The organism is Chitinophaga pendula, from assembly GCF_020386615.1.
GTDB lineage: Bacteria > Bacteroidota > Bacteroidia > Chitinophagales > Chitinophagaceae > Chitinophaga > Chitinophaga pendula.
This window is the reverse complement of the sequence record NZ_CP077769.1, coordinates 1,740,240-1,760,201: the sequence shown is the minus strand read 5'-3', so window position 1 is coordinate 1,760,201 and position 19,962 is coordinate 1,740,240. Positions and strand designations below refer to the sequence as shown.

9 protein-coding genes are annotated in these 19,962 nt (G+C 47.5%); all 9 read left to right on the top strand.

The genetic code is table 11. The features are described from left to right. The first annotated feature begins 1 nt into the window (after position 1). Complete coding sequence (locus KTO58_RS06920; protein ID WP_225860101.1) at positions 2-862, top strand: 3-hydroxyacyl-CoA dehydrogenase family protein; 861 nt, start codon at positions 2-4, stop codon at positions 860-862. 44 nt (positions 863-906) lie between these two features. Then, the gene (locus KTO58_RS06915) at positions 907-1,164 is read left to right on the top strand and encodes a phosphopantetheine-binding protein (protein ID WP_095840080.1); all 258 of its coding nucleotides are present in this window, start codon (positions 907-909) and stop codon (positions 1,162-1,164) included. Positions 1,165-1,189: 25 nt separating this feature from the next. Next, positions 1,190-2,338 carry an acyl-CoA dehydrogenase family protein gene (locus KTO58_RS06910; protein WP_095840081.1) on the top strand — a complete coding sequence of 383 codons (1,149 nt, stop codon included), beginning with the start codon at positions 1,190-1,192 and terminating at the stop codon, positions 2,336-2,338. A gap of 12 nt (positions 2,339-2,350) precedes the next feature. After that, positions 2,351-3,319: a 3-oxoacyl-[acyl-carrier-protein] synthase III C-terminal domain-containing protein gene (locus tag KTO58_RS06905; protein WP_095840082.1), complete on the top strand. Its 969-nt coding sequence runs from the start codon at positions 2,351-2,353 to the stop codon at positions 3,317-3,319. Between the two features lie 26 nt (positions 3,320-3,345). After that, on the top strand, positions 3,346-4,416 hold the full coding sequence (locus tag KTO58_RS06900; RefSeq protein ID WP_095840083.1) for an HAD-IIIC family phosphatase: 1,071 nt from the start codon (positions 3,346-3,348) through the stop codon (positions 4,414-4,416). Then, entirely contained in the window at positions 4,413-8,243 is a 3,831-nt protein-coding gene (locus KTO58_RS06895) for a condensation domain-containing protein (RefSeq protein WP_095840084.1), read from the top strand. The genes KTO58_RS06900 and KTO58_RS06895 overlap by 4 nt, the downstream gene beginning before the upstream one ends. A 24-nt stretch (positions 8,244-8,267) precedes the next feature. Then, complete coding sequence (locus KTO58_RS06890; protein ID WP_095840085.1) at positions 8,268-17,690, top strand: non-ribosomal peptide synthetase; 9,423 nt, start codon at positions 8,268-8,270, stop codon at positions 17,688-17,690. A 144-nt stretch (positions 17,691-17,834) separates the two neighbouring features. Further along, positions 17,835-18,395 (top strand): methyltransferase family protein, encoded by a 561-nt coding sequence (locus KTO58_RS06885; protein ID WP_225860100.1) that lies wholly within the window; start codon positions 17,835-17,837, stop codon positions 18,393-18,395. A gap of 113 nt (positions 18,396-18,508) precedes the next feature. Then, entirely contained in the window at positions 18,509-19,945 is a 1,437-nt protein-coding gene (locus tag KTO58_RS06880) for a Gfo/Idh/MocA family oxidoreductase (RefSeq protein ID WP_095840088.1), read from the top strand. Positions 19,946-19,962 lie beyond the last annotated feature (17 nt).

Genomic DNA, 19,962 nt, shown 5'->3' with positions numbered 1-19,962 from the left:
CATGAAAACTCAAGCCATGGAAATAAAACACATTGCAGTCATTGGAGCAGGCGTAATGGGGCAGGGAGTAGCCTACCAGTTTGCCAAATACGATTATGACATCACCCTGGTAGACCTGTCAGAAGACATACTGGCCAATGCGAAAAAGAACATCCGGAACATCGAAAGGCTGGACAAAATGCTGCACAAGTCCGCCAGCACCGTTAACGTGTTGGATAAGATCACGCTGACAACGGAACTCGCAGCCATCAGTCAGGCAGATTTTATCATTGAAAACGTTACAGAAAACATTTCACTGAAGGAAGGACTTTATCAGCAGCTAAAAGCAGTGGTTGCCGATCATGCCTTACTGGCCGTAAATACCTCTGCCGTATCCATTACCCGGCTGGCCGCTTTCTTAAAACATCCTCAACAGGTGATGGGCATACATTTCATGAATCCGGTACACCTGAAACCTACCGTAGAGGTGATCAGGGGTTTTCATACCAGCACCACTACCATTGATGTAACACAATCGTTGCTGCAATCAGTACAGATGACCGGTGTAGTTGTAAACGATCTGCCTGGATTTATCTCCAACCGGGTATTGATGCTGACAGTGAATGAAGCCATTTTTGCCTTACAGGACAGCGTGGCCACCGTACCGGATATCGACAAGATATTCCGGGAATGTTTCGGACATAAAATGGGCCCATTGGAAACAGCAGACCTGATAGGTCTCGATACCATCCTCTACACACTAGATGTTCTACTGGCCAGTTACAACGATACTAAATTCCGACCGGCACCTCTACTACGGAAAATGGTGGATGCCGGCCTGCATGGCAGAAAAAGCGGGGAAGGATTTTACAAGTACAACTAAACACTGCTATTACAACAACATCATCAATCTTTAAATCAATAAAAATGAACGTAACACTTCAAACGGATATCAAATCGACCATCAGGACATTTCTGCAAAAGCGTATCGGACAAGATGTATCGTTCAATGACGGAGATGATATTTTCCAACTGGGCTTGGTGAACTCCCTGTTTGCGCTGGAGCTGGTAGTATTCCTGGAAAACACTTTCGATATAGCGGTAGAGAACAGTGATCTGAACCTCAACAACTTCAGTACGGTAGACAACCTGGAAGGTTTCATCCGTAATAAGAAAGGGATATAAACCGGACGCCCAAAAGTATATAGACATGAACCTGGAATTGACGACAGCCCAACAGGCACTCAAAGAAGAATTCATCACATTCGTTCGTACAGAACTGGAGCCATATGCGAATGACTATGACAAACAGGGTGCTATTCCCCGCTCGCTCATAGAAAAGCTGGGGGCCGCCGGCTACCTCGGAGCCACCATTCCCACTGCTTATGGTGGCCGGGGCATGGACCAGGTGTCTTATGGGCTACTCAATGAAGAGATAGGCCGGGCATGCTCCTCTACCCGTAGCCTGATCACCGTACATTCTTCCCTGACAGCAGAAACGATCTTACGTTGGGGAAGCCAGGAGCAGAAAGAACAATGGCTGCCCTTACTGGCCAGTGGCCAGCAGCTCGCAGCATTCGGCCTTTCGGAACCAGGCGCCGGTAGCGATACCAATGGCATTACTACGGCTTATGAGGAAAAAGATGGCCAGTATGTGCTGACGGGTGTGAAGAAGTGGATCACTTTTTCCCAGATAGCCAATCTTTTCCTGATAGCTGCCCAGGGAGATAAAGGCATTACCACCTTCCTGGTACCCCGTGATACACCGGGACTACGCGTAGTACCACTGGAAGGTATCCTCGGCACCCGGGCATCGCTGCTCGGCGAAATACATTTGGAGCAGTGTGCGGTGCCCGCTGCCAATATACTGGGTAGAATGGGTTGGGGCCTACAGCAGATCGTCAATACGGCACTGGATAATGGCCGGTATAGTGTCGCCTGCGGATCACTGGGCATCGCCCGGGCCTGCCTAGAATCCAGCATACAATATTCCAAACAGCGGCACCAGTCCGGCAGGCCTATCAAAGAGCACCAGCTGATTAAACAGAAAATCACCAATATGGTGACCGAAGTAAAAGCAGCTACGCTACTTTGCAGGAATGCAGGTTGGTTACGTGATAAGAAAGACCCGGACAGCTTCATACAGACTACCCTTGCCAAGTACCATGCATCCAGGATGGCAAACGCAGTTGCTGCGGAAGCCGTACAGTTACATGGCGCACTGGGTTGTCACGACAGCTTTTCCATACAACGGTATTTCCGGGATGCCAAAGTCATGGAGATCATCGAAGGCAGCACAGAAATTCAACAGATACTCATCGCAGACCATAGTATAGCCAGTTTAAGTTCCATCCTATAATCCAAGAAGACAATGATAGGCATCAAATCCATCAAACTATTTACACCAGGTACGCCTCATTCTATCCATCAGCTGGATGAGAAACAGGGGCTAAATGAAAGTGAGCTGAGCTATTTCACTACCTGCGGCGTTGACACCATATATGACGCCGGTAGTATCTCCAGCTATGAACTGGCCAGAGGTGCATCAGAGAAATTATTGCAAGAAACAGGAACGGATGCATCTTCCATTGATCTGATCATTTATCTGCAGAGCAGGATGCCTGAACATTTCATCAGTTCAGAAGCGACCAGGTTGCAATTTGATCTGAAAGCCGAACAGGCTGTCAGCTTTGCTATTTCCAACCTAGGATGTGCCGACAGCTCTATGGCACTTAAACTGGCAAAAGACTACCTCTCTGCCAACCGTAAAGCCAACCATGTACTCATCTGCTACGGCAACAAGCTTTTCTCCAACTACCGGTTCCGCAACCCGGTCACCATTATCGGCGATGGCGGGGTAGCTGCCTTGGTAGGACGTAGCGAAGACAACAGGATCACCGATATACAGATACAGACCAACGGACATTACTGGGATCTGTTCAAACTGGAATACCGGGACAAAACGTTTGACCAGTATCGCGAGGTGTGCAGTGATATCCGGAAATATGGGTTTGAGCTTGCGATAGAAAGCAAAAACAGGTTCCGTGAGATCAACGAATCCATCCTAAGCCGGAACGGTCAGCGTAAAGAAGATATTAGTCACTTTATGTTACAGAATATCTCTTCCCGGGCTTACGAATACTATCAGTCTGCCTTTGATATCAAAATATCCCCCATCTGCGCTATGAACCTTTCCCAATACGGTCACCTGGGCGCCGGTGACGTATTTGTTAACTATCAAACCGGCATTGAATCCGGTTTCTTTCAGAAAGGAGAACAGGTATTGATCATGAACAACAGTCCTGTTGCTGCCTGGAGTTCCATATTGATGGAAGTTTAATCACCACCATTAAAAAACATGTTACCATGAAGGATACAACAACTGAAATAAACGAAACCCCGCAGAAAAAAGGAAAAAAAAAGGTGATCAAATGTGTCGTATGGGATCTCGACCATACAATATGGCATGGCGTGCTGCTGGAGCATGACCAGCTGGTATTACGGGAAGGTATTAAAGAAGTACTGGCCACGCTGGATAGCTGGGGTATTATCAATTCGATTGCCAGCAAAAACAATCATGAAGATGCGATAAAACAACTGGAAATTTTCGGCCTGAGGGAATATTTCCTATATCCCCAGATCAATTGGGATCTTAAGTCCAATTCCATCCAGCGTATAAAAGAAAAACTCAATATCGGCATAGATGCTATTGCCTTTATCGATGATCAACCGTTCGAACGGGATGAGGTCAGTTTTGTACATGATCAGGTAACATGTCTGGATGTGGATCAGATAGTAAATGTACTGACACAATTCAAACCCCGCTTTATTACAGAAGAATCTTCTCTGCGCCGGAAGATGTACCTGGATGATGATATCCGTAATCAGGAAGAACAGGAGATCGGTAATAACCGGAAGTTCCTGGAATCATTGGAGCTTGAATTTGCGATACACCGGGCAACCGTAAATGATCTGCAACGGGTAGAAGAGCTGACGGTACGTACCAACCAATTAAATGCTACCGGCTACTCCTATTCTTATGATGAGCTGGCAGCATTGATCAAATCGCCGGATCACCATTTGTTTGTATCCGAACTGGTTGACAAATACGGTTCATACGGTAAGATTGGCGTGGCGATGGTATCGTGTGAAGGAAACATTTGGACGTTGAAATTGCTGCTGATGTCGTGCCGGGTAATGTCGAGAGGTGTAGGCGGTGTGTTGCTCAATTATATTATGAACCTGGCAAAAGAACAGGGATGCCGTCTACAGGCAGAATTCCTGCCTACGGACAGGAACAGGCTGATGTTTGTCACCTATAAATTTGCCGGCTTTCAGGAAGCTGGTACCCTGGACAATGGAGGGATGCTGCTAGAGCATCCGTTAACTGATTTCATCAAATATCCGGAGTATATAAAAGTAGCTATAGGACAATGAAAGATATTGCAATAATAGGAATTGCCGGGAGGTTCCCCGAAGCAGATAACCTGGCAATGTTTCGCCAGCATCTGATAGAAGGCAGGGATAGTGTGAGAGAACTTTCCTTTGAAAGGAAATCGAATACAGCGATCGCGTTGGACAAGACGTACATGCCGCTGGGGTTTGTAGAGGACATTGATAAATTTGATCATAAGTTCTTCCATATTTCACGTGCAGAAGCGGAACATATGGACCCCCATCAGCGGATATTGATGGAAGTGGTTTATGCAGCGATCGAAAGTTCCGGATATGCAGCAGACCATTTCAATGGCAGCGCCACTGCCGTATTCATTGGAGATACCGACCAGGAATATCAGCTGTTGGCCGAAAGGTTTGACCCCACCCTTGTCACAGGTACAACCAATGCAACTACTGCCGGAAGAATAGCCCGTTTTTTCAACTTCCGCGGAAATGCCGCCATGGTCGACACGGCCTGTTCTTCGTCGCTGCAAGCGATCCATTTAGCCTGTAACGAGCTGCATTTGGGCGATGCCGAATATGCACTTGCCTGTGGAGTAAGATTTTTACTGTTTCCGGATGAAAAACAGGCAGGCCCGAACCTGGGTATCATGTCCACAGATGGAAAGACCCGTAGCTTTTCCGCAAAAGCAGACGGTTCCGGCGCCGGAGAAGCGGTGGGTGCCGTCTTGCTGAAGCCATTGGAAAAGGCACTCACAGACGGCGATATTGTCTATGCCATTATCAAAGGTACTGCTGCCAACCAGGATGCACAATTGTCCGGTAGCCTGACCGCTCCCAGCAGCCAGGCACAGTCGGAAGTACTACGCAAAGCCTGGCAAAAAAGCAATATCGATCCGGCTACCATCACCTATATAGAAGCACATGGCAGCGGCACCAAATTAGGCGACCCTATAGAAATAGCAGGTATTGATCTCGCATTTAAGGGCATCGCCAGGGAAAAACATACTTGTGCCGTTTCCTCTATCAAGAGCAATATCGGACATACAGGGGGAGCAGCCGGCATGTCAGGATTGATCAAAACAGTGTTATCGCTAAGGAACCGGGAGTTATACCCCTCGGTACATTTTGACCAGCCCAATCCATTTATTGACTTCAAACAATCCGTTACCTATATAAATGCTGATTATAAAACCTGGGATGTCAGTTTTCCAAGAAGGGCCGGTGTCAGCTCATTCGGCCTGAGTGGCACCAACTGTCATGTGTTGCTGGAAGAAGCGCCTGCACCAACCGCCGGAGCACATACCGAGCAGACATTCCTGTTCAACTTTTCCGCACGTTCGGTACAGAGCCTGCAGCATTACCTGCAGGCTTTCCAGGCATTTTTAGCAGCGGAAAGTGTTCCTTCATTAGGAGACATCAGCTACACACTGAACTACGGACGGAATCATTATCCACATCGTGTGTCAGTGACGGCATCTACTCAACAGGAACTGGCCGAAAAACTGCGACATGCCAGTATCCACCATGCCCAGGAAGCTACCCAAAAGGCCATCTTCCTTTTCTCTGATGACAGCATCGTCAGCGATAAGCTTTTACAGGCGGTATCAACAGCCTTTCCTGTCTTCAGACAGTTTGTGGATGAATGTGCACCCTTCTATACGGAGAGCCATCCGGATATCAACCGTTTTGTATTTCAGTATGCCTTATACAAATACCTGGAGACACGCGGCTTAGGTACAGAACATTTGTTGGGTGTCGGCAACGGCGATCTTGTCGTAGCCGTACTGCTCCAGGAAATGACGCTGGAGACAGCCATTGGAGACATCAGCACCGGTGCTCCTGCTGTTGACCTGTCCGGAAAATTACGCAGCCTGGTAGAAAGAGAAACGGCGGATGGCAAAGTGGTGTTTATTGAGATGGGGCCTGCCGGACAGTTATCCAAGGGTTTGGAAACACTTGCTTATCCGGATAAAGAATTTCTCTACTCCGTGCTGCACCTGCAGCAATCACCACTAGAGATCATCCAGGTGCTATACGAACAACAATATCCCATCAACTGGTCACTTTATTATACGGATAGCAAGGCCCGTAAAGTGCCACTGCCCGGATATGTCTTTGAACGTATCCGCTGCTGGTTAAAACCTCCCACACAACTCAGTGATATTCCCGCTACCGATATCAACGAGAAAAAGCAACAGACGTCATTAACATCAGCTGCTGCCGTTGATAAAGCCCATATAGCTGCCATCTTACAGGATAATTGGTCCGATATGGAGAAGAAGATCGCAGCGATCTGGATCGAAGTATTAAAATTGGATGAACTCCGGCTGGATGACGATTTCTTCCGCCTGGGTGGTCACTCGCTGATGGCAACAAAGGTGATCTCCATTATTGAGAAAGAATTTGGCATACATCTCATCTTTAAGGACATTTTCACCTTTGCAACCGTCAGATCGCTGGCCAAAGGAGTAGAAGAACTGATCTCCGGAGGTACGCAAATACGCGCATACCGGTCGATACAACCAGCACCTGCACAAGCGTATTATCCGCTATCGGAAGCACAAAGGCGGCTATGGCTGATCAGCCAGGCCAATATGCAAAGTACTGCTTACAACCTGCCCGCTGCGCTCCTGCTAGAAGGTGTTCTGGATAAAACGCGGCTTACCGCTACTTTCCAGACATTGATAGACCGCCATGAAAGTTTGCGGACCAGCTTTCATGAAAAAAATGCCCAGCCAGTACAGCAAATACAGGACAAGGTCATCTTTGTATTACAGGAGATCAGCAGCCAGGAAGATATTAATGCGATCTGGCAGTCGTTCCTCCAACCCTTTGACCTTACACAGGCGCCATTGCTACGCGTAAGCTTAGTAACACTGGCACCAGACAAATATCTCCTACTCCTGGATATGCATCATATCATCACGGATGGGGTATCCATGGGCGTATTTACATCTGAGCTGGTGAAGATATACCACGAAGAGGCGCTGTCGCCATTACAAATTCAATACAAGGATTTCGTCATGTGGCAGCAGGAGCTCTTTGCCAGTGGAGAGATGCAGCGTCAGGAAGATTTCTGGCTACAACAATTCGCGGACGGACTGCCTATATTGCAGTTGCACACAGACAAACCCCGTCCTGCCGTACAGACATTTAACGGAGACCGGATATTCTTCGAATTACCACAATCACAAGTACAACAGATACAGGCACTCGCCGCACAAACAGGTAGCACCCCATTTATGGTGTTGCTGGCAGTATACTACGTGCTATTATATAAGTATACGCAGCAGACAGATATAGTGGTAGGTTCTCCTATCGCAGGTCGTTCTCATAATGAACTGGCGCCTATTATAGGTATGTTCGTCAATACACTCGTATTAAGGAATCAACCGGCAGCAGATAAGACATTCCTCGCCTTCCTGCAGGAGGTAAAAACCAATGCCCTGAATGCCTATGAGCACCAGGATTATCCTTTTGCCCTGCTGGCAGACAAGCTGGATCTCCGGAAAGATCCATCCCGGAATGCACTGTTTGACGCCATGTTTGTATTGCAGAATATCGAGGTACCCGATATAGCATTGGAACAATTAAATATTTCCGGGTATCCTATGCCAAGTTATTCTGCACAATTTGACCTGCTGCTGGAAATACAGGAAGAAAAAAACAACTGGCCTGTTAAGTTAGAATATAATACCGACCTTTTTGAACATGACAGCATATTGCTCCTGAAGGAAAGGCTGTTAGCCTTACTAGCCGATATACTATCCGCTCCCGACAAAACCATCGATGCGCTGTCGGTTAAGATAGCAGCAGAGTCGGCAGGTGAAACTGCTGACCTGGATTTCTCCTTTAACTTCTAGTCAGGCCTCTAAATCATTTAGCTCATGGAAAAGACTCTTCAACATAAGATAGCCCTCGATTATTGGGTAGATGTTGCTACCACCATCTCACCCGCTCCGCTCTCTGCTACTCATCAGCTGGCAGCACCAGCAGAGCAGGTTTATGCTTTTACACTCAACGATGCTTCTGCTGCGTCATTAAAAAAGATCTGCCAGGACAAAGACGCCGGTATCTATACTTTCCTGCTGGCGGCATTTCACCTCCTGATCCAGCGGTACACCCATACGAACACATCACTTATCGCTTGTGCTGCGCCCGCTGTCTCAGCAGCGTCTGATGCAACCCTGCCATTATTCCTGACTGCTTCAACACATGAGGATTTGCCTGTTAAACAATTGCTCACTGCCATGCAAACCACCCTCAAAGGCGCCTACTCCCACAGGGAATATTCCTTTGAACGCTTCAGCGAAAAATACACCGCGCATCAGGGAGACATTACCACGCTTTTCAGCTATGCCTTTTCTTATGCACCCTTTACGCCGGAATGCGATTTCCCGGTTAGTTCCAGGATAAGACTGCATATTGAGAAGACAGCACAAAGTTTCACCTGTCACTTTTATTACCAGGCATCCTATGCAGGCTGGCTGATCCAACAATTGGGCAGGCACTTTTTCCAGGTACTGGATACGATAACCGGAAATCCGGCCATTCCTTCCAATGCGATATCATTGCTCAGTGAAACCGAGTATGATCATATTATCCGCGATTTCAATGATAATGTGCTGCCGGCGGCTGTTAACCCCAATGTATACGAGCAGTTTGTACAGCAGGCAAACAGGCAACCGGATCATGCCGCACTGCAATACAACGGCGTAACCGTTTCCTATAAGGCATTACAGGAGAAAAGTAGTTATATAGCGGCACATCTCTTCACTGCAGGTATTGAAAAAGGGCATATCGTAGCCATACTCTGTGAACGCAGCCAATATATGATCATGGGTATACTAGGTACTATACAGGCCGCAGCAACCTATCTTCCGATTGACCCTGAAGCACCTGATGAACGCATCCAGTACATCCTGCGGGACAGTCGTGCGACAGTCGTTCTTACCACTCGTCATTATTATGACTCCAGATCTGTGCTATTTGAGAACAGAGCGAGTAGTGTCATCTTACTGGATGAAGCCATTTCCATTCCCTTGCCGGCTCCTTCCTTTCCTGCTATTTCAAAAGAGGATACTGCTTATGTCATTTATACTTCCGGTTCTACCGGCCAACCCAAAGGTGTGCAATTGCTGCATGGGGGGCTAAGCAATACGATTGCAGGTATTAATAACTGTTACACTACTCCTATCAATAACAGCGACCGTTGCCTCGCAATAGCCAACATAGCTTTTGATGCCAGTGTAGCGGAAATATTCCTGGCATTGACCGGCGGTGCTACATTGGTTATCCTGGACAAGGAACAGTTATTTGATCCCGTAGCACTGGCAGCGGTCATTATCGGGGAGGGCATTACCATGTCCTATGTACCGCCCGTATTGTTACAGGCGCTTTATCACGCATTACTGTCGAGCGGACAGCCGATCCCTCTTCAACGTTTATTTGTGGGGGTAGAAGCCATACAGGACACCTTACTGTATGATTATACCAACCTGATACCAGGTATCGATATCGGTAATTTTTATGGACCATCAGAAGCCAGTATTACTTGTACCGGTTTTCGCTATATACCGGAAGCCCCCAAAGGAGAACCGGTATCTATCGGGAAACCTCTCGTTAATGCTCGTATTTATATTCTTGACGAAAGCCTCCAAGTAGTGCCTATTGGAGTACCCGGAGCACTATATATTGCCGGAGCCGGCGTCGGAGCTGGTTATCTGCATAATGACGTGCTTACGGCAACCCGGTTTGTCAGCGATCCGTTTCACCCGGGAGAGCAAATGTATCAGTCTGGTGATCTTGCCAAATGGGATGTAGAGGGTAACCTGCATTTCATCGGCCGTTCGGACGATCAGGTGAAGATAAGAGGTTACCGAATCGAAATCGGTGAAGTTGAATCAGCACTACGTCAGTTACCCAGTATAAAGGAAGCCGTTGTTTGTACTTTTGAAGACGAATCAGCTACAAAATATTTATGTGGCTATTACGTGCCGGCTACTGCCATTAATACAACAATTATCCGTGAAGCATTAGCGAAAGTATTGCCCGACTATATGATCCCCTCCAGGTTCATTCAGCTCGATAGCATCCCCATGACAAGCAATGGTAAAACAGACCGGCGCCGGCTGCCAGTACCCACTGCTGTAGTCCGGGAACTGACCGCAGCGGATCTTCCCGCTAACGCTATAGAGGAACAATTGGTTCACCTATGGCAAAACCTCCTTGGTACGCCAATGTTGAGTGTGCATGATAACTTCTTTGAACTGGGAGGGCATTCTCTGAAAGCAGCTAAACTGGTGACACTGTTGCTACGCGATTTCCAGGTAGAAATTCCCTTAAGACAAATTTTTGCCCTGCGTACTATCCGGAGATTAGCGGCCTATATTGCTACTGCTGATAAAACGGTTACTACAGATATCCCTGTGGCACCGGTAGCAGACTACTATCCCGCCTCTTATGCACAGCGCAGGTTGTACCTGGGTTACTTGTTGAATAAAGATATTGCCAATTACAACATTCCAATTTCCTATACGATAAAGGGAGCATTGGATATCAAGCGGCTGGAGAAAGCTTTCAGGCAGCTGATATCCAGACATGCCGCTTTACGTACGGGTTTTAAAGCAATAGATGGCATGGTAGTACAGGAGATCCAGGAAACAGTAACATTTGAGCTGCCTGTGCGGAGAGATAGTGATAACAATGTTGCTGCGATACTCAGGACGTTTGTACAACCCTTTGATCTGAGCAGGCCACCACTGCTCCGTGCCGGCATCGTCGAACACGCTGCAGACAGTTATACCCTCCTGTTCGACATGCATCATATTGTTTCGGATGGTACGTCGATCGACATCTTGCTGAAGGAGCTATCACAGTTATATAACGGTGCTGCTCTTGCTCCTTTAAAAATCCAATATAAAGACTACTCGGTATGGCTGACCCATTATCGTCAGGGTTCCTTATTTGAGCAGCAAAAGCAATACTGGTTAACAACATTTGCGGACCAAACGGATACCGCTGCATTTCCTTTGGATTATCCGCGACCCGATCAAAACACCTTCGAGGGTGAACATCTGTATTTCCCTATCAGCAAGGAGATCACTGCGGGCCTGAAAAAGGCAGGTCAGCAAGCTGACAGTACCCTATTCCTACTAACCTTAGCTGCCTACAAGGTACTCCTGTATAAGTATTCAAGTCAACCTGATGTTGTAGTAGGCACATTGGTGGCCGGGCGTACCCATCCTGACGTAAATGGCTTGATCGGTATGTTTGTGAATACCCTGCCTTTAAAAACCCAGATAGCATCTGAGCAGCCGTTTACCGCTTTGCTGGAACAACTTAAAGAGTGTTTCTTCAAGGGACTGGATAACCAGCTATACCCCTTGGAAGAATTAGTGGAGGCACTTAATCTGGATCGGATACCCGGGAAGCATCCCATATTTGACACCCTGTTTGCTTACCAAAACCTGGAGTTGGAAGACCTTCAACTACAAGGGCTGCAGCTTCAGCCAACGGATGTAGACAGTAATGCGGTAAAATACGATCTATCCATAGAGGTTCGTGAAGTAGGAGATGCCATGGAGGTATTATTCAGTTATTCGAAAGACCTCTTCAAATCTGCTACTATCCGGCGGATGGCGGGTCATTATATAAATATCCTGCGGACGGTTGCTGCCCGTCCTGCCACTGAGATACGGAATATCTCTCTAATGGACGACGCTGAAAGAGAATTGGTATTTTCCACCTTCAACGATACGTATAAAGAATATAAGAAAGGTACTATCCACCAGCAGTTTGAGGAACAGGTACTACGTACACCTGATGCCATCGCAGTGGAATGTAATGGCGTACAGCTTACCTATCGTATGGTGAATGAGCAGGCTGACAGGATAGCCAGGCATCTGGTAAGCCTGAATATTCAGAAAGGGCAAGTGGTAGGTGTACTTGCCGAACGAAATGAGTTGCTGGTAGTCACGTTGATCGGTATTTTCAAAAGCGGGGCGGTGTATTTACCTATAGACCCGGAGTATCCTCTGGAGCGAATCGGATTCCTGCTGGAAGATACTGCGTGTACGTATGTACTTAGCACCGGGGAGGTTCCTGCTGCGGTTCAGGAGTTACTGGACAAGCATCAGGCTAATGTTGTGCCCGTAACCAGTATTGGAGCTGCCGGAGAGGTGGTGTTACCAACTATTTGTCCGGATGACTGGGCTTACGTTATTTACACGTCTGGCTCTACCGGCCGACCTAAAGGAGTACAGATAGAGCACAGTGGCTTTGTAAATTTTATTTATTGCCAGATCGACATTAAGGAGTTCACAGCTACGGACCGTAGCCTGATGTTCGCCAGTCCTGGTTTTGATATTCACCTGGCGGAGATCTTTATCGCACTGGTGACCGGAGGAGTGGTAGTACCTGCTGCACGTGCTACCATCATTGATACCGCGGCCTTCGGAGCATTCATCCGGGAGTACCGACTGAACGTAGCAACAATGCCTCCCTCCTACCTGTCGGTAATAGATCCGGCATTAATAGCGCCGATCAATAAATTGATGACAGCCGGAGAGGCAATCAATCCTATTACAGCGGATATCTATCGTAAAGGAAGGCTGTTCATCAATGCATATGGCCCAACGGAGTCCTCTGTATATACCACCTATTTTAATATGTCTGCGGCCGGAGATCTCGGCAATAGTGTATCTGTTGGCAGACCGATGCATAATACACATATCTATATCCTGGACAGGGATAACCAGTTATGTCCGGTAGGCGTATCCGGGGAGATCTGCATAGGAGGGGTGGGATTAGGTAGAGGTTATCTGAACCGCGAAGAGCTAACAGCGGAAAAGTTCACTCATATTGCGGAGTTAGGCGGCATACGGGTATACCGTACCGGAGATATCGGCAGCTGGCGTGCAGATGGTAATATTTCCTTTGCAGGACGTAAAGACGACCAGTTAAAGATAAATGGCTATCGTATTGAACCCGGAGAAATAGAAGCAGTATTGCTGCATCATGAAGATATTCGGGAGGTCGTTGTGGTGCCTTATGAGGCAAAACAAGGCCATAAGTCATTGGCTGTATATTTTTCTTCCGCCAAATCTATTAGCATACCTGCATTAAAAGCTTACCTGGGTGGACAATTACCTTCTTACATGGTTCCCTCCTACTTTGTACAGCTGGATGCTTTACCACTTACGCCTAATGGTAAAATCAATAAAAAGATATTACCGGCGCCCAGTGCTACGGATCTGACCACTGCCATTACCGCACCGGATAATGAGATGGAAGCCCGGTTATTGGAAGTCTGGAAGGCGATACTGGAGACGGATGGGATAGGTACGACCGATAATTTCTTCGATGCCGGCGGCCATTCCCTGAAAGCCATGTTGCTCGTATCCCGTATACAGAAGGCATTGCATGTGGAGATCACATTAAAGGATATATTCACTCATACGACCGTAAAATCGCTGGCAACTCACTTAAGTGGCGTTTCCGGCAGGCACTTTGCACCGATCGTTCCGGTAGGGCGGCAGCCGCATTACCCGTTATCGTCTGCACAAAAGCGGATGTATGTGATGAGTCATTTCAAGGGAGCCGGTACAAGCTATAATATGTACACCGCTTTCTGGATAGACGGCCCACTGGATGTGAAGCGACTGGAGCAGGCATTCCAATCACTTGTCGACAGGCATGAAAGTCTTCGTACTTCCTTCACTATTGCAGCAGACGAACCTGTACAGATTGTACACGATCATGTTCAATTCCAGTTGTCTTATCAGGTCGGCGAAGAAGCACAAGCAGCTACATATATCCAGCAATTCGTACAAAAGTTCGATCTGGCCGTTGCCCCGCTGGTACGGGCAGCAGCAATTACCGTATCTGCCGAGAAGCACCTGATACTGTTTGACATCCATCACATTATTGCGGATGGTCTGTCGATGGAGATATTTATGCGTGAGTTATGGGAAGCATATGATGGTCAGCAACATCCTTCACTCACTATTCAGTACAAAGACTTTGCGGCATGGCAGCAAGCTTTTTTCCAAAGCCCGGCTATTCAGGTACAACGGGCATTCTGGCGGCAGCAGTTTGACGGAACATTGCCGCAACTGGAATTACCATTGGATGCCCCCCGCCCTTTGGTCCAGACCTTTAACGGCCGCAATCATTTCTTTTCACTCACCCCAGCGCTGGCAGCGCGCGTATTTGACTTCATCCAGCAGCAGGAAGTTACTTTAAACATGTTCCTGCTGGCAGCATACAATATCCTACTCTCAAAATATGCTTCACAGGAAGATATTATTGTGGGTACCCCCGTAGCAGGACGTACACATGCCGATCTTGAACCGATCATCGGTATGTTTGTCAATACACTTGCGTTACGTAACTATCCCAGTGCGAACAAAACATTCACTTCCTTCCTGAAAGAGGTAAAATCCAATGCACTGGCAGCTTATGAGCACCAGGAATATCCATTTGAAGAACTGATCGAGTCTCTCCATCTGAAAAGGGATACCAGCCGTAATCCATTATTTGATACGATGTTCCTTTTTGTACGACCGCAAGAACAAGAGCAGGAACATACTTTACGGTTCTCGTCTTATCCGCTGGAGATCGATGTTGCAAAGTTCGATCTTGCTTTCGAAGCGATCCAGGAACCTGATGGTATTCAATTCCTCGTGAATTACAATACCAATCTGTTTACTACAGCGACAATCCACCGACTTGGTCATCACTTTACTCATATCATTGAACAGGTCCTGCATACACCTGCCAGGCTGCTGGGAGACATTCTGCTGACAGATGCAGCCGAACAACAATCGTTATATGCGTTTGCCGGTACTACTGTTGTCAGGGATGCCGGGATGACCATACCGCAGACATGGCAACAACGAGTACGACAACAGCCAGCTGCAATTGCATTGATCAGTAATGGCGTACAGCTTACGTTTGCCGAGTTGGATGAGCAGGCTGAAGAAAGGGCGGCATATCTGCAGGTGAAGTACGGTATAAAGCCAGGTGATAAGGTGGCGGTCATGTTACAGCGAAGTGCGGCTTTACCGGTGACCTTGCTGGCTATATTGAAAGCAGGTGCGGTATATGTACCGGTAGATCCCAGTTTCCCGGTACAGCGTATTGCCTACGTCCTTGAGAATAGTGGCTGTAGCCTGATCGTATCAGACAAGACTGTCGAACACACCCTGCCAATATATAATATCCTCGCGGCGCAAGATACTGATATGCCCCGCTTTGTGTCGCCTGCTATTACACCCGATGCGTTGGCTTATGTCACTTACACTTCCGGTTCCACCGGTACTCCCAAAGGTGTGATGATACAACACAGCAATGTGGTTTCTTTCACAAGAAACCTGACGGAGGTATTTGGTATGCATGCAGGAGACCGCATACTGGGCCTTACCAATATCACCTTTGACATCGCTGTCCTGGAGATCATCTGTAGCCTGTTGACCGGTATAAGTGTGGTACTGGCCAATGACAGCGAGGTTAACGATTTCGAGCAGGCAGAGCGGCTGATCTATCAATATGAGATCAATGTATTACAATTCACGCCCTCGAGATTATCCTTGTTATTTAACAGCATTGGCACTGAGTGTATGTCAAGGATCAAAACGTTATTGGTTGGTGGGGAAGCGCTACCCGGTGAATTGTTTGGCACGCTCCGCAGTTTCCGGTCTACGCGGATATTTAACGTCTATGGACCGACGGAGACGTGTATATGGAGTACGGCAGAGGAATTAAAAGATGACAGGATCGTAATCGGTCGTCCGCTGCTCAATGAGCAGGTATTCATTCTGGGGCCACAAGATCAGTTACAGCCAATCAATGTGATTGGGGAGATCTGTATCAGCGGAGATGGGGTGGGTGCCGGCTATTTTAATAACGAAGCGCTCACTACAGAACGGTTCTTCCGGACTACCTCCCTTTCTACCGGACCTATATATCGTACCGGGGACCTTGGCAGGTGGTTGCCCGATGGACGTATAGAATATATAGGTCGTATTGACAACCAGGTAAAACTGAGGGGATACCGGATAGAGTTGGGAGAAATAGAGAATGCGCTGCTTAAGTTCAGACAAATCAAGATAGCTGCCGCCGTCTTAACGGAGATTAACCGGGATCAGCAGATCGTGGTATTTTATGAAGCGGACACTACTTATCACACATCAGAGTTAAGGGCTTTCCTGGCTAACTATCTGCCCGCTTATATGTTGCCGGTATCGTACGTGCATATGGCAGCCCTTCCGCTGACCAGCAGCGGGAAGATAGACCGTAAAGCATTGGCGGCAAGCGGTAGTCAGCAGGTAACGATCACCCATGTATATGAAGCGCCCGTAGGGGATATCCAGAAAAAACTGGTGGCTATCTGGCAGGAGATACTTGGATTGGAACGTGTGGGTGTTTCGGATAACTTCTTTGAGATCGGTGGTAACTCTATTAAATTGATACAAGTCCTAAACAGGATCAGGAAAGAATTGGATATAGATCTTCCATTGGCCACGGCATTCAAGTTTGCTACGATTAGGGACCTGGCGGAGCATATGCGGAATGCAGAGGAGTTAGGTAAAATCTATGAGGAGCTCCCCTACTCGATCGTTAATCCTGGTAAGTCGCAGGTTATATTCTGTTTTCCTCCGTACATCGGTTATTCTTTTGTATATGCAGCACTTACCGATTATTTCCCGGATCATACACTTTGCTGTTTCCACTTCCAGGAGTCAGCAGCGGGTTTGGCGCCTTATCTACAAGTAATCGATGAGTTACAAGGTAACCGGCCTGTTATTCTGATGGGTTATTCTGTCGGCGGCAATTTCGCCTTTGAAATTGCTCAGGAGTTGGCCAGCAGGGGGCAAGCGGTATCAGATATTATCATGATAGATACATATCGCCGTTCGAAACCTGATGCCAAATCTGATGAAGAGCTGGCCAGTGTTACTGCTTTACATTTACAGAATCTGGATGCGGAGATGTACGGCATGGATCCCGAATACTTTGCCAATGTACGGGAGAAGACCGCAAAGAAGATCACGGCTTACTCCAAACATATGAATGACAAAGCGGACCAGGGGCAGGTAGATGCCAACATTCACCTGGTCACGTCTCCGGAGGAGATGGATACCCCCATCAGAAACAGGCAGCAATGGCGCGAGAGCACGCGTGGCAGTTTTAACGTTTATCGCGGCCAAGGGGAACATCCCCTTATGCTGAACCTGTCTTATCTACCCGAGAATGCTATTATCTTGAAAGAGATCGTTGAGAAAATAGATAGCGAGGTCCTGGCATAAATGGTCCATTAGCTACTGCGAATTTGCCCCCGGTTGACAAATAACCGGGGGTATTTTTTCCCGGACGACCGTAAGTAAGCTGATAAAGATTTGAAAATCCGTACCTTTTAGCGATATTGGTTTACATTATTTATCTCTTCGTCTATGCAAACTGTCCAGATCATCGGCACACTTTTCTTCCTATCAGAGCTTACATTATTAATAGTAAAACGTTCCCGTTCGGGGAAGGCTCCTCAGCAGGGAGACCGCGATAAACACTCTTTATTGATCTTATGGGTAACCATTTGCGTCAGCATGACGTTGGGAATGACCTTTACCCGGCAATGGGGTTTATGGCTGCCTTTTTACCTGCAGACGGCAGGTATTGTGATCGCCGTCGCGGGGATGATCCTTCGCTGGATAAGTATATTACAATTGGGTAGGTTATTTACGGTAGATGTTGCAATCCGGGATTCCCACCAGCTAAAGACAAGCGGGTTATATAAGTATGTACGTCATCCCAGTTATGCAGGCTTGTTACTGATAGTGGCAGGGATGGGATTTGCAACCGGCAGTCTGATATCTACGCTTGTAATGGTGATACCTATCTTTTTAGCCTTGCAGTACCGCATTCGCACGGAGGAGGCGGCCTTATTAGCAGCCTTCGGCGACAGCTACCGGGACTATTGTCAGCGCACCAGCCGTTTGATACCAGGTATCTATTAAGCCTTATTGGTAGGCTGCTTCTATATCGTCTGTATTGGAATGAATACAGGGGTGGTTATGAGACTTTCCGCATTTTATGTACTTTGGTAAGACTAACACATAAATAAAGAGAAATGAAGCAAAATGATAATTCGAGAAGATCATTTCTAAAAAATGCGCTGCTGCTTTCTGCGGCAGCAGCTGCTGGTCCATCGTTATTGAAAGCAAAAGGGCTGCCGGCGGGCCCTCGACGTATTAGCTCCAATGAACGTGTCAACCTGGCTTGCATAGGTATTGGCAACCGCGGTGCGGAGATCATAGAAGCCCTGTATAAGACAGGATTGGCTAATATTGTCGCGTTGTGCGATGTAGATATGGGCGCTCCTCATACGTTGAACATTCTGAAACAGTTCCCGGATGTTCCCCGGTTCCAGGATTTCCGGCAGCTATTTGATAAAATGGGCAACCAGATTGATGCGGTGTCAATTGGCGTTCCCGATTTTTCACATTTCCCTATTACGATGATGGCTATGGGGCTTGGCAAACACGTATACGTGGAAAAACCGATGGCCAGGACTTTTAATGAGGTTGAGCTGATGATGAAAGCTGCCAGGAAATACAATAAGGTGGTAACCCAGATGGGTAATCAGGGACACTCCGAAGCCAACTATTTCCAGTTTAAGGCCTGGAAAGATGCGGGCATTATAAAGGATGTAACGGCTATCACTGCTCATATGAATTCTCCTCGGCGCTGGCATGGCTGGGATCCGCATATTACCTCTTTCCCTCCTGCCCAACAGGTACCGGATACCCTGGATTGGGATATATGGCAGATGGCGACACAGGGACACCAATATAATAAGGAATTTGTAAATGGCCAATGGCGTTGCTGGTTCGACTTTGGTATGGGCGCATTGGGGGATTGGGGTGCGCATATACTGGATACGGCACATCAGTTCCTGGACATGGGACTCCCCAGCAGTGTAGCACCATTAAAGCTGAGCGGGCATAACAACTTCTTCTACCCCATGTCCAGTACTTTGCTATTCCAGTTTCCTAAACGCGGCAATATGCCTGCAATCGATGTCACCTGGTATGATGGGGTAGATAACTTACCGCCTATTCCGAAGGGTTATGGAGTATCCGGGCTGGATCCGAACATTCCGCCGCCGAGCACCGGGAAGATTGAGCCAGCGAAACTGAACCCTGGCAAAATCATTTACAGCAAAGAGCTGATCTTTAAGGGCGGTTCGCATGGCAGTACCTTATCCATTATTCCGGAAGAGAAAGCCAAAGAAATGGCTTCCCGTTTGCCGGAGGTACCAGCCAGCCCATCCAATCACTTTAAGAACTTTCTGCTGGCATGTAAGGGACAGGAAGAGACCCGTTCTCCGTTTGCTATTGCCGGACCGTTAAGCCAGGTATTCTGCCTGGGTGTATTAGCGCAATGGACTGGTAGCAAGCTGGAATTTGACCGTAATAAAAAAATCATTACCAATAATAAAAAGGCCAATGAGCTGTTGGTAGGACCTCCTCCTCGTAAGGGCTGGGAGCAATATTATAAAGTCTAATACTCCTTCTATCCTTC

Coding starts and splice junctions, on each gene's coding strand:
- KTO58_RS06920 (WP_225860101.1), top strand. CDS start 2: ATGAAAACTCAAGCCATGGAAATAAAACACATTGCAGTCATTGGAGCA.
- KTO58_RS06915 (WP_095840080.1), top strand. CDS start 907: ATGAACGTAACACTTCAAACGGATATCAAATCGACCATCAGGACATTT.
- KTO58_RS06910 (WP_095840081.1), top strand. CDS start 1,190: ATGAACCTGGAATTGACGACAGCCCAACAGGCACTCAAAGAAGAATTC.
- KTO58_RS06905 (WP_095840082.1), top strand. CDS start 2,351: ATGATAGGCATCAAATCCATCAAACTATTTACACCAGGTACGCCTCAT.
- KTO58_RS06900 (WP_095840083.1), top strand. CDS start 3,346: ATGAAGGATACAACAACTGAAATAAACGAAACCCCGCAGAAAAAAGGA.
- KTO58_RS06895 (WP_095840084.1), top strand. CDS start 4,413: ATGAAAGATATTGCAATAATAGGAATTGCCGGGAGGTTCCCCGAAGCA.
- KTO58_RS06890 (WP_095840085.1), top strand. CDS start 8,268: ATGGAAAAGACTCTTCAACATAAGATAGCCCTCGATTATTGGGTAGAT.
- KTO58_RS06885 (WP_225860100.1), top strand. CDS start 17,835: ATGCAAACTGTCCAGATCATCGGCACACTTTTCTTCCTATCAGAGCTT.
- KTO58_RS06880 (WP_095840088.1), top strand. CDS start 18,509: ATGAAGCAAAATGATAATTCGAGAAGATCATTTCTAAAAAATGCGCTG.